Origin of the sequence: Pseudanabaena mucicola FACHB-723 (assembly GCF_014696385.1) — a bacterium.
GTDB lineage: Bacteria > Cyanobacteriota > Cyanobacteriia > Pseudanabaenales > Pseudanabaenaceae > Pseudanabaena.
Genome location: NZ_JACJQB010000001.1, coordinates 308,459 through 324,696, shown reverse-complemented (window position 1 = coordinate 324,696; position 16,238 = coordinate 308,459). Strand labels below are relative to the sequence as shown.

The following is a 16,238-nucleotide window of genomic DNA, read 5'->3' as shown; positions in this document are numbered from 1 at the left end:
TTACTTTGCGATCGCAGGTTTGATTTTAAACGTTTTGCGGTGTAACTCGCTGTAGCCTAACTTTGCGATCGCAGATCGATGTTTGGCAGTGCCATAGCCCTTATTGGTAGCAATATCATAGCCTGTATAGATTTCTGCTAGTTCCAACATTTTGCGATCGCGCCATACCTTTGCGACGATACTCGCAGCGGCAATTGATATTGATAAAGAGTCACCTTTGATCACCGTCGTTTGGGTGATTGGCTCAATGAGTTGAAACCGTAAAAGCTGATTGCCATCAATTAAGCAATGTTTAGGCTGGGTCTGTAATTTGGCGATCGCCCGCTCCATTGCCAAGAGACTAGCAGCAAGAATATTCATTTCATCAATCTCGGTGACCGAAGCAGTCCCAATTTCGACTGCGATCGCAATTTCACGAATTAGCAAATCTAATTGTTCGCGCCGTTTTGGCGATAGCTTTTTACTATCGGTTACACCTGAATTAATGAGATGCTCCCATTGCTCAACGGGTAAAATTACTGCCGCCGCCACGACATCACCAAAAAGCGCCCCACGTCCTACTTCGTCCACACCAGCCACGGGATAATTTTCAATTTCTAGTGATCGGATCTCTTGTGCGTTCATAAACCAGCTCAGCAAGAATTCTCAAGGCCAATGTAGCCATCCTAAATCTTAAAGCGTAATCCCTATCACCTTTTTGGGTATGGCGATTCCGATACTGTTACAATCTTTAGATAGATAAATCTACACAATCCTATCTAGAAATATGTCTTTGCTCCTTTCCCTCCCGATTGCCCCAATTGTCTATGCCGCGATCGCAGGTACATATTTACTGGTGATCCCTCTGATCGTTTTGTTTTACTTCAAAGCCCGTTGGTATAAAACTGGCTCCTTAGAAAGGGTATTTCTCTGTTTTCTAGCATTTTTCTTTTTTCCTGGACTCCTGCTGCTCTCCCCATTTTTTAACTTTCGACCTCAGATGCGAGAAATTTAAATTTTCATAAAAAATATCTGAGAGACTAAAACTATGCGCCGCATTGATGCCATCGCAATTATGGTTGCCTTCTTTGGATTTGGTGGCATTGCCTTTTGGGTGTTTCGTACCTCTGGATTTGATGTAATCAATGCAGGTGTATGGAGCCAAGTCGTTCTAGTCGGTGTACTCATCGCTTGGATTTCCACCTATGTATTTCGGGCAGTTACCCAAACGATGACCTATAACCAACAGCTCGATGAATACAAAAAAGCAGTGTTGACTAAGCAATTAGAAGAAATGTCTCCCGAAGAGCGCGAACGTTTGCTGTCTGAAGTCGAAGCAGAAAAGTTAGCAGTGCAAACCATGTCCGAAGATGTTGTCAAAAATGTCGTCAAAGATGAATGAATCAGCGATCGCCCTATTATTCTCTATTTCATCCTAAGCCGCTTGCCAAGCGGATTAGTTCCTTTGGCTTTCCGAGAGATTTAGGCGATCGTTTTCAAATTATCCAAAAATGGCTATGCTTTGCCAACGACGGTGAGCCATCGAATTTAATTGCTGAAGCTCAGTTTCTCCATGATATTTTTGTGGACATTCTCGGCTATAAATCACCTTTCGAGAGCAATGGTGGCACATGGGAATTAGAATTGCATCCCCATCCTGCCCTTGGCTTTTTTAAGGAAGATTCTGCGAATGTTATTGCTGAAATTCGGGTAAATACAGCCGAAGAGGGGGCAATCGTCAAACCAGAGCCAGCCCATGACACGACAGAATGGCTCATAGTCTTGGACTATCGAGAAATATGCCTTTATCATCGGCAAGTATCGAGCCTATTTTGTCAGCGTTTTACTTGGGACTCGTTGGCAGACCTAGAGCAGCTCAAAGCTTTTTATTTTTTGCTATCGAGACGTACTTTGCTAAGGGGGATTGCTAATAGTGAAGAGCGCTCACGCACAACCCATCTGCTGGAAGAATCGCACCAACTAGAGTCTGAGGTTCTCAAAAATTTTTATAGCCACTATTACAAAATCCGTAGCCAACTGATTAAGGACTTTCGCTATCGGTTACAGTTGCTCGCTCACCCCGCCGAAGACACTGACAATAATCTCAATCTCAAGCTGGAAAATGCGATCGCAATCGCCATCTATCAAGCCCAAAAGCTGCTAAACCGAATTTTATTTGTTGCCTACTGTGAAGATCGGGAGTTATTGCCTGAAAACCTGATCAAAGATGCCTATGAATTTGTCAATCCTTATATAGAGCAACCGATTTGGGAAAATTACAAAGCCATATTTAGTTGGGTACAAAATGGCAATCCTAACTATCACAGTCCAGTTAACGCCTATCCGATTAGTCTATTCGAGTGCGATCGCATTTTAGATCAAGCTCTCTTCGTCGGTGATGAATTATGCCGCCAGATTAAAGAGATTGCCCGATTTGACTTTTGCGAAGATATCACGCGCCACATTCTTACTTGCCTCTTTGATGAGTCGATCAGAGAGTTATCCCAATATCGCAAAGATTTAAGCAATCTCAGCAAGCGTCGTATCCCCAAACTTCCCTGTAAAACCATTTTGCAAAGTGAATCGGTGATTCGGACATTGCAGCAACATTTAGCAATTTCCAAGCAAAATCAAGATCCAGAGTCCCAACTCACCCAAGACACCTTGGCATATTGCCAAGCATATCAACAGCGTTTATTAAAAATTAAAATCTTGCATCCTAAATGTGGCGCAGGTGTATTTCTCTCCACAGCTTTAGAGTTTTTGTTGTCCGAGCATGAACGTATTCATTATCTAATCACAAAATTTTCTCAGGATGCGGAGACCATTGTGCATCAAACACCAACGGAAATCATCGCCCATATCTTGCAACACAATTTATTTGGTTGCGATGTCGTCGAAGAGGCGATCGAAATTACTCGCCTGTCGCTTTGTTTGCGATCACTAGAAGTTAACCCAGCCCTAACAGAATTTGAGCGAAATATTCAGCTTGGAGAGCCAGCAAATTGTGATTTTGGCGAGGAGTTTCAAATGGCAAGTGAACGCGGTGAAGTAATTATCCTCAAATAAAAGCCCTGCAATGCAGGGCTTTTATTTGAGGATGCGAGTTACAGCGCTTTGCGCCGCAACTCGCCTTCTGGTTTTGTGTTGTAGCAATGCTGGCGATAGTTACATTTGTAATTATTCGGCGTAGGCTTCGATGGGTAAACAAGAGCAAACAAAATTGCGATCGCCAAAGGCATTGTCAATCCGTCCCACACTTGTCCAAAACTTGTGTTCCTTTAGCCAAGGCGCAGGATAGGCTGCCTGATGGCGGGTGTAGGGATGCGTCCAATCATTAGCAAGCAAAATTTCGGCAGTATGGGGCGCATTTTTGAGCGGATTATCTAGTCTATCCATACTTCCATCTGCGATCACATTCACTTCTTGCTTAATGGCAATCATCGCATCACAGTAGCGATCTAGCTCTGCCTTAGACTCACTTTCCGTTGGCTCGATCATCATCGTTCCCGCCACTGGCCAAGAGACAGTTGGCGCATGAAAACCATAGTCCATCAAGCGTTTGGCGATATCATCCACCTCAATCCCTGCGATCGCCTTACAGTCATGCAGATCGATAATACATTCATGGGCAACTAAGCCATTTTTCCCTGTATACAGAATGGGGTAATGCGGTGCAAGACGTTGCGCCATATAGTTAGCGTTCAAAATAGCCACTTCTGTCGCTAATTTCAAACCCTTACCTCCCATCAAAGCAATATATACCCAAGAGATCGTAAGAATGCTGGCACTCCCCCAAGGAGCCGCCGAGATGGTGGTTTGTTCAGGATTACCGTTAAAAGGATGCTTGGGCAAAAATGGTAATAGCTGCGGCGCAACGCAAATTGGTCCCATGCCAGGTCCACCACCACCATGGGGAATGCAGAAGGTTTTGTGCAGGTTAAGGTGACAAACATCTGCGCCGATGTCGCCGGGACGACAAAGGCCGACTTGGGCATTCATGTTTGCCCCATCCATATATACTTGCCCACCGTAATAGTGGATGGTGTCGCAAATATCCTTAATGGATTCTTCAAATACGCCATGGGTTGATGGGTAAGTGATCATGAGCGCCGCTAGCTCATGTTGATATTTTTTTGCCTTTGCCTTGAGATCTTCAATATCAATATTGCCTTCGCGATCACAATTAACCGTAACTACTTTCATGCCTGCCATAACAGCGCTGGCGGGGTTTGTGCCATGCGCCGAAGTCGGAATTAAGCAAATATGGCGATTGGTTTGCCCACGGTGTTGATGATATTCGCGGATGGTAAGTAAGCCTGCATATTCACCCTGCGAGCCTGCGTTAGGTTGCAGCGATACACCCGCAAACCCAGTGATTTCCGATAGCCAAGTTTCTAATTGCTGAAAAAGAATTTGATAGCCTTGGGTTTGTTCGAGCGGTGCAAAGGGATGAATATTGGCAAACTCAGCCCATGTTACAGGCAGCATTTCCGAGGTTGCATTTAATTTCATCGTGCAGGAACCGAGAGGAATCATCGATGTGGTTAGGGATAGATCCTTAGATTGCAGACGATGAATGTAACGCAGCAACTCCGATTCCGAATGGTAAGAGTTAAAGACGGGGTGGGTTAGGTAGGGAGTATTGCGAGTTAGAGAGTCAGGAATTACAAATTGCTGATTTGTTGCGATCGCAATTTCTTGTCCGCCACAAATCTCAATTAAATCAACTAAATCCTGCTTAGTAACAGTTTCATCAAGACTAATTGCGATCACACCATCAGCAAGGTAGCGCAAATTAATTTGTTTTGCCGCCGCTCTTGCTTTGAATTCATCATTAGAAATCCCCTTTACTTCCACACGAATCGTATCGAAGAAAGCTTGATGGGAAACTTTATGTCCTAGCTTTTCGAGAGATTGAGCAAGAGTCGATGTTAGTAAATGTACCCGTTTAGCAATACGTTTAAGCCCTTCTGCACCATGGTAAACGGCATACATGCTAGCCATGATCGCAAGTAAAACTTGCGCCGTACAAATATTGCTCGTTGCTTTATCACGACGAATGTGTTGCTCGCGGGTTTGCAATGCTAAACGCAACGCAGGACGACCATGCACATCCTTAGAAACCCCGATCATTCGACCTGGCATTTGGCGCTTGTAAGTTTCCTTAGTTGCCATATATGCTGCATGGGGGCCACCATAACCCAAGGGAACGCCAAATCTCTGGGCGCTACCGATCGCAATATCTACGCCAAATTCCGCAGGAGCTTTGATCAAGGTTAGAGCCAATAAGTCGGCCGCCACAATTGCTAAACCACCCTGAGCATGAATCTGAGCAACACAATCGCTGTAGTCATAAACTGCACCATCACTAGCAGGATATTGTAGTAAAGCGCCAAAGCAATCCTTGTCAAAGTTAAATTGATCGTGCTTACCAATAATTACCTCAATCCCCAAAGGAATTGCACGGGTTTTGACAACGGCGATTGTCTGCGGATGACAATCCGCAGATACAAAAAATTTATTGCCCTTATTCTTAGCAATACCTGCCGCCATCGTCATCGCTTCCGCCGCCGCCGTTCCTTCATCCAAAAGCGAAGCATTGGCAATTTCCAGCCCCGTCAAATCAATAATCATGGTTTGAAAATTCAGCAAAGCCTCTAAACGCCCTTGGGCAATTTCCGCTTGATATGGAGTGTACTGTGTATACCAACCTGGATTTTCCAAAATATTGCGCTGAATAATTGGTGGCGTGATGCAGTTGTAATAACCAGTGCCAATATATGAGCGCCAAACTTGGTTTTTCGAGGCGATCGCTTTTAGTTCCTGTAGTAATTCATGCTCCCCACGGGCTTCTCCTAATTGCAAAGGCTTGTTGATCCTGATGGCAGCAGGTACGGTCTTTTCAATCATTTCATCCAGTGAGTTACAGCCAATCGCCGCCAGCATTTGCTGTATTTCTGAGGATGTAGCGCCTATATGACGACTGATAAAGCTATCAGTAGGAGCAAAATCTGTATCGCTAAGACATGCGCCAATATAGTCTTGATCTGATTGGCTGAGAGAAAAAGCGGGAACCTTCAATGATGATGTTTCGGGAATGACGTTGATGTTGGCATCGGATTTAGTTAAGGCGAGAGAAGGTTCCAGCATACGATTCTGTTTGTGGTGAAGAAAATTTGGGCGGCTAATTGCGATCGCAATTGATTGCAGCTATGGCGTTGTGTTGAGTGCAGAAGACAATTGATCGGCAAACCCAATCCCTATGTTATTACAAACTTATTACAAAGTGTTAAGTCAGTAGTTCAGCATAGCTTGTGCTACGCATAACAAGAAGGTATCAACCGCAGCACTCGTCAAATGAATATCAGAATTGCTTGACAATTAAAAGAAAGACAGGATATGATTATGTGCTTATGTCTTGACGTATGTCTTGACATGTACTCCGCCCACTAAAACTGCAGTCATTAGTGCATGAATAAGCCTACTCTTGTTACTCCTGCCTTCGTTCTACCAGATCTTGTAGAAATCCAGCGGGAGAGTTTTCGATGGTTCCTAGAAGAAGGACTTATTGAAGAGCTTGAGAGTTTCTCACCGATTACAGATTATACGGGCAAAATGGAACTCCATTTTATTGCCAAAGATTATAAACTCAAGCGTCCAAAATATAGTGTTGATGAGTCCAAACGTCGGGATGCCACCTATGCCGTACAGATGTACGTTCCCACAAGGCTTATTAATAAAGAAACAGGAGAGATAAAAGAGCAAGAAGTTTTTATTGGCGATCTGCCACTGATGACAGATCGTGGAACCTTTATCATCAATGGCGCTGAGCGAGTCATCGTCAATCAGATTGTCCGTAGCCCTGGGGTTTATTACAAGCAAGAGATTGACAAGAACGGTCGCCGTACCTACAACGCTAGCCTGATTCCTAACCGAGGTGCATGGCTCAAGTTTGAAACCGACAAGAATGATCTTGTATGGGTACGCATTGACAAAACTCGTAAACTTTCCGCACAGGTATTACTTAAAGCGATCGGCTTAAGTGATGCGGAAATTCTTGATGCGCTTACTCACCGTGAGTATTTCCAGAAAACAATTGATAAAGAAGGTCAGTTCGACGAAGACGAGGCACTGAAAGAGCTTTATCGCAAGCTCCGTCCGGGTGAGCCACCTACCGAGTCGGGTGGTCGTGAACTCTTGCGATCGCGCTTTTTTGACCCCAAACGTTATGACCTCGGAAAGGTTGGACGTTACAAGCTCAATAAGAAATTGCGCTTAAATACCCCTGACACGATGCGGGTATTGACCGAGAAGGATATTCTCACCGCGATTAACTACCTAATCAACCTCAAATTTGATATCGGTGAAATCGACGACATTGACCACTTAGGCAACCGTCGCGTCAGGTCAGTTGGTGAACTACTGCAAAACCAAGTTCGTGTTGGCTTAAACCGTCTAGAACGGATCATTCGCGAACGGATGACTGTCTCTGATGTTGATGCATTAACACCTGCATCCTTGGTTAACCCCAAACCACTAGTAGCCGCGATCAAAGAATTCTTTGGTTCTAGCCAACTATCTCAGTTTATGGATCAGACCAATCCCCTAGCTGAGTTGACCCACAAGCGTCGTCTTAGCGCCCTTGGTCCTGGTGGTTTGACCCGTGAACGCGCAGGCTTTGCGGTACGAGATATTCACCCTAGCCACTATGGTCGCATCTGCCCTATTGAGACTCCTGAAGGACCTAACGCAGGTCTGATCGGTTCCTTGGCAACTCACGCTCGTGTGAATCAATACGGCTTCATCGAAACCCCTTATTACGCAGTCGAAAATGGCAAAGTTCTCAAGAACGAAGAACCTGTATACATGACTGCCGATGAAGAAGATGAATTCCGCGTAGCTCCTGGTGACGTAGCCACTAACGATGACGGTTACATTTTTAACGAAATTGTACCGATTCGTTACCGCCAAGAATGGGGTACAGCAACACCTGAAGAAATTGACTATGTTGCAGTTTCTCCTGTACAGATCATCTCGGTAGCAACATCGCTGATTCCGTTCCTTGAGCATGATGATGCTAACCGCGCCCTGATGGGATCGAACATGCAACGTCAAGCGGTTCCTCTCTTGCGTCCTGAGCGTCCTCTCGTTGGTACTGGACTCGAAGCTCAAGCTGCGCGTGACTCAGGGATGGTAATCGTCTCGCGAGTCACAGGTGAAGTCTCCTATGTCTCTGCCGATGAAATTCGCGTTAAAGCTGATGATACTGGACTGGAAAGCATCTACCGTCTGCAAAAATATCAGCGATCAAACCAAGATACCTGCTTAAATCAGCGTCCTCTGGTATGGGTTGGCGATACGGTCGTAGCAGGGCAAGTGCTTGCTGATGGCTCCGCAACTGAAGGTGGTGAAATCGCCCTCGGTCAGAACATTCTGGTTGCCTATATGCCTTGGGAAGGCTACAACTACGAAGACGCAATTTTGATTAATGAGCGTCTCGTAATTGATGACGTTTACACCTCGATTCACGTTGAAAAATACGAAATTGAGGCGCGTCAAACCAAGTTAGGTCCCGAAGAAATCACCCGTGAAATTCCGAACGTTGGTGAAGACTCTCTACGTAACCTTGATGAGCAGGGCATTATCCGCATTGGCGCTTGGGTAAGTTCTGGAGAAATCCTTGTCGGTAAGGTCACACCTAAGGGTGAATCTGATCAGCCACCTGAAGAAAAGCTGTTAAGAGCAATCTTTGGTGAAAAAGCTAGGGATGTAAGAGATAACTCTTTGCGTGTACCCAACGGTGAAAAGGGTCGTGTCGTTGATGTGCGCGTATTTACTCGCGAACAAGGCGATGAGCTTCCTCCGGGGGCAAACATGGTTGTTCGTGTCTATGTTGCTCAAAAGCGCAAGATCCAAGTCGGCGATAAGATGGCAGGTCGTCACGGCAACAAGGGCATTATTTCCCGCATTCTACCGAAGGAAGATATGCCTTTCTTGCCCGATGGTACTCCTCTTGACATCGTATTGAACCCTCTAGGTGTGCCTTCTCGGATGAACGTCGGACAGGTGTTTGAATGCTTGCTCGGTTGGGCTGCGGAAAACTTGAATGCCCGCTTTAAGATCGTACCTTTTGATGAAATGTACGGTGAAGAGGCTTCTCGCGAGTTGGTACATGGTCAGCTAGAACATGCCCGTAACCACACTGGCAAAGACTGGATCTTCAATGATGGTTTCCCCGGTAAATTGACAGTCTATGACGGACGTACTGGTGAGCCATTCGATCAGCCTGTGACCGTTGGTAAGGCTTATATGCTGAAACTAGTTCACCTCGTCGATGACAAGATTCACGCACGTTCGACTGGTCCTTACTCTCTAGTTACCCAGCAACCTCTCGGTGGTAAAGCTCAACAGGGTGGTCAGCGCTTTGGAGAAATGGAAGTATGGGCACTGGAAGCTTTCGGTGCGGCTTATATTCTTCAAGAATTGCTCACAGTCAAGTCTGACGATATGACGGGACGTAATGAAGCGCTCAATGCGATCGTTAAGGGACATGCAATTCCTCGTCCTGGTACACCTGAATCCTTCAAGGTTTTGGTACGCGAACTTCAGTCTCTTTGCTTAGATGTTTCAGTTCACAAACTCTCCGAAGATGGTAGTAACCAAGATACAGAAGTGGATTTGATGGTGGACACTGGCTCGCGCCGCACTCCAAACCGTCCAACCTATGAGTCAGCCTATCGAAGTGATATTAACTTTGATGAGGATGATGATTAGTAATTAGCTGTTAGCGGTTGGCTATTAGCTGTTAGCTTTTGAAATATCCAAGCTAAACGCTAATAGCTAAATGCTAAACCTTAATAGCTAACTCAAGTTTGGTGCTGCAATTCAGCGATTTGCTACGCAATGCAAGCTAGCACAATTCAATCATAAAAAAGCTAAAAGCTAACCGCTAATAGCTAACAGCTTTCAACCTAAAGAACTTAATTTAAGGACGTTGTAACGTATGGCGAAAGTGGAACAGCGATTTGACTATGTCAAGATTGGCTTGGCATCACCCGATCGCATTCGTAAATGGGGCGAGAGAGTCCTACCAAATGGCAGTTTGGTTGGCGAAGTCACAAAACCTGAGACTATTAACTACCGCACACTTAAGCCCGAAATGGATGGCTTATTCTGTGAGCGAATTTTTGGTCCTGCAAAGGATTGGGAGTGTCACTGTGGCAAGTATAAGCGTGTGCGCCATCGTGGCATCGTTTGCGAACGTTGCGGCGTAGAAGTAACCGAATCAAGAGTTCGTCGCCATCGCATGGGCTTCATTAAGCTAGCTGCCTCCGTTACCCATGTATGGTATCTCAAGGGTATTCCTAGCTATATGGCAACTTTGCTAGATATCCCCTTGCGTGATGTTGAGCAAATTGTTTACTTTAATGCCTACGTTGTCCTTAATCCTGGCATTCAATCTGAGGTTGATGGTGTAATTGTCTCCGTCAATAGTAGCGAAATTCGTATTCGTGGTGTTGATGGGATTGAGAGATCTTACCATCTGCATCCTAAGCATGTGTCCACAGTTTCCGAAGGCAAAGTAGTAGAAGCTGGCGAAGCGATCGCCAGCGCCTATGGTCTTAGCTATAAGCAATTACTTTCTGAGGATCAATGGATTGATCTTGAGGATCAAATTTATGCCGAAGATCCAGTCCTAGATGGCGTTGAAGTAGGAATTGGGGCTGAAGCAATCAAGCAATTACTCCAAAATATCAATCTCGAAAAGGAAGCCGAGCGACTCCGTAATGATATTGAAAATTCTAAGGGGCAAAAACGCGCCAAACTGATCAAACGTTTACGTGTGGTTGATAACTTTGTAGCAACAGGCTCTAAGCCAGACTGGATGGTATTAGATGTTATTCCTGTAATCCCGCCAGATTTGCGCCCGATGGTACAGCTTGATGGTGGACGCTTTGCCACTAGCGACTTGAATGATCTCTATCGTCGCGTGATCAACCGTAACAACCGTTTAGCAAGGCTCCAAGAAATTCTTGCGCCTGAAATTATCGTCCGTAACGAAAAACGGATGTTGCAAGAAGCGGTAGACGCTCTCATCGATAACGGTCGCCGTGGTCGGACTGTAGTTGGCGCAAATAACCGTCCACTTAAGTCTCTGTCTGACATCATCGAAGGTAAGCAAGGTCGTTTTCGTCAAAACTTGCTCGGTAAACGGGTTGACTACTCTGGTCGTTCCGTTATCGTCGTTGGTCCTAACCTCAAGATTCACCAATGCGGTTTGCCTAAGGAAATGGCGATCGAGCTATTCCAGCCCTTTGTAATTCATCGTTTGATTAAAACAGGTTTGGTGAATAACATCAAAGCTGCAAAGAAATTGATCCAGCGTAACGATCCAGCCGTTTGGGATGTTCTTGAGGATGTGATCCGCGAACACCCCGTTATGCTGAACCGTGCTCCGACATTGCACCGTTTAGGTATTCAAGCTTTTGAACCATTACTAGTAAGTGGTCGTGCGATTCAATTACACCCCCTAGTCTGTCCTGCGTTTAACGCTGACTTTGACGGTGACCAGATGGCAGTTCACGTACCATTATCGATCGAGGCCCAAGCTGAAGCTCGTCTGTTGATGTTGGCTTCTAACAATATCCTTTCTCCTGCAACAGGTCGTCCGATTGTGACTCCCAGCCAAGATATGGTTTTGGGTTGTTACTATCTCACCACCGAAAATCCATATAAGCAAAAAGGACTGGGGCGTTATTTCTCCAACTTCAATGATGTGGTGATGGCATACGAGCAAGGTGAAATTGATATCCATGCAAATGTTTGGGTGAGATTTGAGGGCATCGTTGAAGGTCAAGGTGAAGCTAAGGAAAATGAAGAGCCAAAGGTTACAGTTTTAGAGGACGGTACAAAAGTAAAAGAATTTGAATTTCGCCGTATTCGTGAAGATGCTGAAGGTGGATTGATTTCTCAATACATCAAAACTAGTGCGGGTCGTGTGATTTTCAATCAAGCGATTTATGAATCTCTAGCTAGCTAAACTCCACCTTAGTCCTTGTTTTGTAAGGAGAAACATCTATAAGTCTCTCTTAATCAAAGTGGGACTTATAGATTCTCCAGATTAATTACTCAAAAGATTATTTAACAGCTTAATACCATGGCAGATTTCACCACTATCAGCACTGATTCGCCTGCTGAAACCCAACCTCAGCGTTTTATCAATCGCACCATTGATAAGGGACAACTCAAAAAGTTGATTGCTTGGGCTTTTACTCACTACGGTACAACCAGCGCTGCCCATGTTGCTGACAAACTAAAAGAATTGGGCTTTCGCTATGCGACACAGGCGGGGGTGTCAATTAGTATTGATGATTTGCAAGTGCCTGCCACCAAGAAAGCTCTACTAGCTGCGGCTGAGCAGGAAATTGAGGCTACGGAAAGCCGCTATACAAGAGGCGAAATCACGGAAGTAGAAAGATTCCAAAAGGTCATTGATACATGGAATGTTGCCAATGAAAACCTCAAGGATGAAGTAGTTAAAAACTTCCGCAGTAACAATCCGCTCAACTCTGTCTATATGATGGCGTTCTCTGGAGCTCGTGGCAATATCTCACAGGTGCGTCAGCTAGTCGGTATGCGTGGCTTGATGGCAGATCCCCAAGGGGAAATTATTGACTTGCCAATTAAAACTAATTTCCGCGAAGGTTTGACGGTTACGGAGTACATCATCTCATCCTATGGTGCGCGTAAGGGACTGGTAGATACAGCGTTACGGACGGCCGACTCTGGATACTTGACTCGTCGTTTGGTAGACGTATCTCAGGATGTGATCGTCCGCGAAAATGATTGTGGTACAACTCGTGGTATTAAGCTCAAAGCGATGCGTGATGGGGAAAAGACCCTGATCAAGCTATCCGATCGCCTATTTGGTCGTGTGGCGGCCGAGGACATTGTTGATCCACAAACGGGCGAAGTAATCGTCATGCGTAACCAAGAGATTTCCGAAGATCTATCCTTGGCGGTTCAAAAAGCTGGTGTTGAAGAAGTCTGTGTGCGTTCTGCCTTTACCTGCGAATCGACGCGATCGGTTTGTCAGATGTGCTATGGCTGGAGTTTGGCTCATGCAGAACTTGTTGACATCGGTGAGGCCGTTGGCATTATTGCGGCTCAGTCCATCGGTGAACCCGGAACACAGCTAACCATGCGTACCTTCCACACTGGTGGTGTATTTACGGGGGAAGTTGCGGAACAACAACGTGCTCCTTTTGATGGCACGGTCAAGTATAGCAAGAAGCTAAAAGTACGTCCAATGCGGACTCGTCACGGTGAAGATGCGTTTATCGTCGAATCTAATGGTGACTTTAGTCTGGAAGGTTCTGAAGGTAAGCGCAGTTATGCAGTGACCCAAGGTTCAACTCTGTTAGTTCGCGATGGAGAGAAAGTTACTAAGTCTCAGATGATGGCTGAGGTTTCGGCAACAGGTAAGACTTCGCGTAAAACTACGGAGAAGGCAACTAAAGCCCTAAATACTGGTCTAGCAGGTGAGGTCTTGTTTTCGGATTTGGCAATCGAAGAGAAGAAAGATCGTCAAGGTAATACTAGTTATGTAGCTCGCGGTGAAAAGGGACGGGTGTGGGTTTTAGCGGGTGAAGTCTATGACTTGCCACCAACTGCGGAACCGACTGTCAAAAATGAAGCCTATGTCACTGAAGGTGATGTATTAGCAGAAACTCGCTTGATCACCGAGCATGGAGGGGTCGTTCGCCTTAGCGAAGAAGATAGCCGCCATAACCGTGAAGTTGAGATTATTACTGCTTCAGTGGTACTGGATCAAGCGATCGTTAAGGAAGAAAGCTACCAAGGGCGTGAACATTATGTTCTCGAAACCCAAGGTGGACAAAGCTTCTCGCTCAAGGCTTCCCCTGGAACCAAACTTACTAACAATCAAGTAGTTGCCGAATTGATTGATGATACTTATCACACTAAGAGTGGCGGTATTATCAAGTTTGCGGGTGTGGAAGTTGCAAAGCGCAGCAAGGGCAAACAGGGATATGAAGTCGTCAAGGGCGGAACTTTACTATGGGTTCCTGAAGAAACCCATGAAGTTAACAAAGACGCTTCGTTGTTGATGGTGGAAGAAAACCAGTTTATTGAAGCTGGTACTGAAGTCGTCAAAGATATCTTTAGCCAAACCGCAGGAGTGGTTGAAGTATTCCAAAAAAATGACATTTTGCGTGAAATTGTGATCAAGCCAGGGGATTTACACTTGGTTGATGATCCGCAAACTGCCATGCAAAAGAATGGAACTTTAGCTCAACCAGGTACCGAGATTATGCCAGGGTTAACTTCACCTGAACTCCGTTATGTGGAATATCTGGATTCAACTGAAGGGCCTGCGTTACTGTTACGTCCTGTTGAAGAGTACCAAGTTCCTGATGTACCGACGGTTCCTAGCCAAGAATCAGTTAATCAAGAAGGTCGTTCAATTGGCTTACGTGCTGTACAGCGTATTCCTTACAAAGATGGCGATCGCGTTAAAGCGATTGATAGTGTTGAGCTATTGAAAACTCAGCTATTGCTGGAAGTTGACACTGATGCACCTCAATTGGCGGCTGATATTGAGTTTATTCCTAACGAGAGTGATCCTGGTAGCCTACGTCTGCAATTAGTAATTTTGGAGTCTCTAGTAATTCGTCAAGATACTTCTGGAGATCCTGCTCATACTAATTCCCGCACCCGTTTGCTGGTAAATGATGGCGATCGCATTGATCCTGGTGCTGTCGTTGCTCGCACCGAAATTCTTTGTAAGAAAGCAGGCCAGATTCGTGGAATTCGCCAAGGCTCGGAAATAGTTCGCCGCTTGCTAGTAGTTACAGAAGCAGATTGTATTACAACAACCTGTCCTAATCCCACTGTTCAACCTGGAGATTTGTTGCGATCTGGGGATGAAATTGGGCAAGGTGTAATTACCGAAGAATCAGGGCAAGTTCTCAAGGTCGAAAACGGCACAGTTGTATTCCGTATCGGTCGTCCGTATCTGGTATCTCCAGGCGCATTGTTGCAGATCCATGATGCTGACCTTGTGCAACGTGGTGACAACATTGCATTGCTAGTGTTCGAGCGTGCTAAAACTGGCGATATTATCCAAGGTCTACCTCGGATTGAAGAACTCCTTGAAGCACGTAAACCGAAGGAAATGTGTGTACTTGCACGGGTATCGGGTACTGCTCAAGTTACCTATGACTCTGATGATAATCCTGAAGTACGCATTGTTGGCGATGACGGTATTGTTGATGATGATTACTCATTCAATGCTGGTCAAAGTGTAATTATCTCCGATGGTCAGCATGTATCAGCAGGTGAAGCAATTACCGATGGGCCTGCTAATCCCCATGATATTCTTGATATCTATTTCCACGCTTACAAGGAATCCCTTGGTGTACGCCAAGCCGCTCTGATTGGATTGCAAAAGGTTCAAGAATTTTTGATGAATGAAGTTCAGTCGGTTTATCAATCACAGGGTGTAGATATTTCCGATAAGCACATTGAGGTAATCGTTAAGCAGATGACATCGAAGGTGCGGATTGAGGATGGTGGTGACACTACCCGTCTGCCTGGTGAGCTTGTTGAACTCCATCAAGTTGAGCAAATCAACGAAGCAATGGAAATCACTGGTGGTGCGCCTGCGGATTACACACCTGTATTGATGGGCATTACCAAAGCAAGTTTGAATACTGACAGCTTTATCTCCGCAGCTAGTTTCCAAGAAACCACACGTGTTCTCACGGAAGCCGCGATCGAAGGTAAGTCTGACTGGTTGCGCGGATTGAAGGAGAACGTGATTATTGGTCGTCTGATTCCTGCGGGTACTGGTTTCAATGCTTACGATACGCCAATTGTGGATGTTGAGACTGGCTATGAACCAGATCTTGGCTATGACGAAGAAGCGGATGATGTGATCATTGATGACAATACTGCGCGTAATTATCAAATCATTGAGCCTCGGATTGAGCCAATTCGCGTTATTGATAAGCCTCGCAGTCGTCGTAGCTTTGATGATGAGCTAGTAGATGATGATGTGGAGTTTGAAGATGATGAAGACGATGAAGATGATGATTTTGATGATGAAGATTAATTAAAAAAAGAGAGTTCGCATCAGCGGACTCTCTTTTTTTAATCTTATGTATTGCACGGTACATTCTATTGAAAGATCAAGTATCGCAGTAACAACAGCGAGTAAACCAGTTTTTGAAGAA

8 protein-coding genes are annotated in these 16,238 nt (G+C 45.3%); 6 read left to right on the top strand and 2 right to left on the bottom strand.

The genetic code is table 11. The features are described 5' to 3' along the window. The gene (locus H6F41_RS01395; protein ID WP_190401664.1) at positions 1–624 is read right to left on the bottom strand and encodes a ribonuclease HII; all 624 of its coding nucleotides are present in this window, start codon (positions 622–624) and stop codon (positions 1–3) included. Positions 625–766: 142 nt separating this feature from the next. On the opposite strand from H6F41_RS01395, the gene ndhL reads away from it, so the two are divergent. Genes ndhL through H6F41_RS01380 form a run of 3 tightly spaced genes read left to right on the top strand, consistent with a single transcriptional unit; the run spans position 767 to position 3,048 of the window. Continuing rightward, a complete protein-coding gene (ndhL, locus tag H6F41_RS01390; RefSeq protein WP_190401663.1) occupies positions 767–994 on the top strand; it encodes an NAD(P)H-quinone oxidoreductase subunit L in 228 nt (75 codons plus the stop codon). Between the two features lie 33 nt (positions 995–1,027). Continuing rightward, positions 1,028–1,381 carry a DUF3007 family protein gene (locus H6F41_RS01385; RefSeq protein ID WP_190401662.1) on the top strand — a complete coding sequence of 118 codons (354 nt, stop codon included), beginning with the start codon at positions 1,028–1,030 and terminating at the stop codon, positions 1,379–1,381. After that, the gene (locus H6F41_RS01380) at positions 1,378–3,048 is read left to right on the top strand and encodes a hypothetical protein (protein WP_190401661.1); all 1,671 of its coding nucleotides are present in this window, start codon (positions 1,378–1,380) and stop codon (positions 3,046–3,048) included. Before H6F41_RS01385 ends, H6F41_RS01380 begins: the two co-directional genes overlap by 4 nt. A 111-nt stretch (positions 3,049–3,159) precedes the next feature. Here the strand turns inward: H6F41_RS01380 and gcvP are convergent, their stop codons facing one another. Then, positions 3,160–6,132 (bottom strand): aminomethyl-transferring glycine dehydrogenase, encoded by a 2,973-nt coding sequence (gene gcvP, locus H6F41_RS01375; protein ID WP_190401660.1) that lies wholly within the window; start codon positions 6,130–6,132, stop codon positions 3,160–3,162. A gap of 321 nt (positions 6,133–6,453) precedes the next feature. On the opposite strand from gcvP, the gene rpoB reads away from it, so the two are divergent. The 3 genes from rpoB (at position 6,454) to H6F41_RS01360 (ending at position 16,117) form a co-directional block, all read left to right on the top strand. Next, positions 6,454–9,756 carry a DNA-directed RNA polymerase subunit beta gene (rpoB, locus tag H6F41_RS01370; RefSeq protein WP_190401659.1) on the top strand — a complete coding sequence of 1,101 codons (3,303 nt, stop codon included), beginning with the start codon at positions 6,454–6,456 and terminating at the stop codon, positions 9,754–9,756. A 229-nt stretch (positions 9,757–9,985) separates the two neighbouring features. Further along, entirely contained in the window at positions 9,986–12,022 is a 2,037-nt protein-coding gene (gene rpoC1 / locus H6F41_RS01365) for a DNA-directed RNA polymerase subunit gamma (RefSeq protein ID WP_190401658.1), read from the top strand. A 117-nt stretch (positions 12,023–12,139) separates the two neighbouring features. Next, positions 12,140–16,117: a DNA-directed RNA polymerase subunit beta' gene (locus H6F41_RS01360; RefSeq protein ID WP_190401657.1), complete on the top strand. Its 3,978-nt coding sequence runs from the start codon at positions 12,140–12,142 to the stop codon at positions 16,115–16,117. The last annotated feature ends 121 nt before the right edge of the window (positions 16,118–16,238 follow it).

Coding starts and splice junctions, on each gene's coding strand:
- H6F41_RS01395 (WP_190401664.1), bottom strand. CDS start 624: ATGAACGCACAAGAGATCCGATCACTAGAAATTGAAAATTATCCCGTG.
- ndhL (WP_190401663.1), top strand. CDS start 767: ATGTCTTTGCTCCTTTCCCTCCCGATTGCCCCAATTGTCTATGCCGCG.
- H6F41_RS01385 (WP_190401662.1), top strand. CDS start 1,028: ATGCGCCGCATTGATGCCATCGCAATTATGGTTGCCTTCTTTGGATTT.
- H6F41_RS01380 (WP_190401661.1), top strand. CDS start 1,378: ATGAATCAGCGATCGCCCTATTATTCTCTATTTCATCCTAAGCCGCTT.
- gcvP (WP_190401660.1), bottom strand. CDS start 6,132: ATGCTGGAACCTTCTCTCGCCTTAACTAAATCCGATGCCAACATCAAC.
- rpoB (WP_190401659.1), top strand. CDS start 6,454: ATGAATAAGCCTACTCTTGTTACTCCTGCCTTCGTTCTACCAGATCTT.
- rpoC1 (WP_190401658.1), top strand. CDS start 9,986: ATGGCGAAAGTGGAACAGCGATTTGACTATGTCAAGATTGGCTTGGCA.
- H6F41_RS01360 (WP_190401657.1), top strand. CDS start 12,140: ATGGCAGATTTCACCACTATCAGCACTGATTCGCCTGCTGAAACCCAA.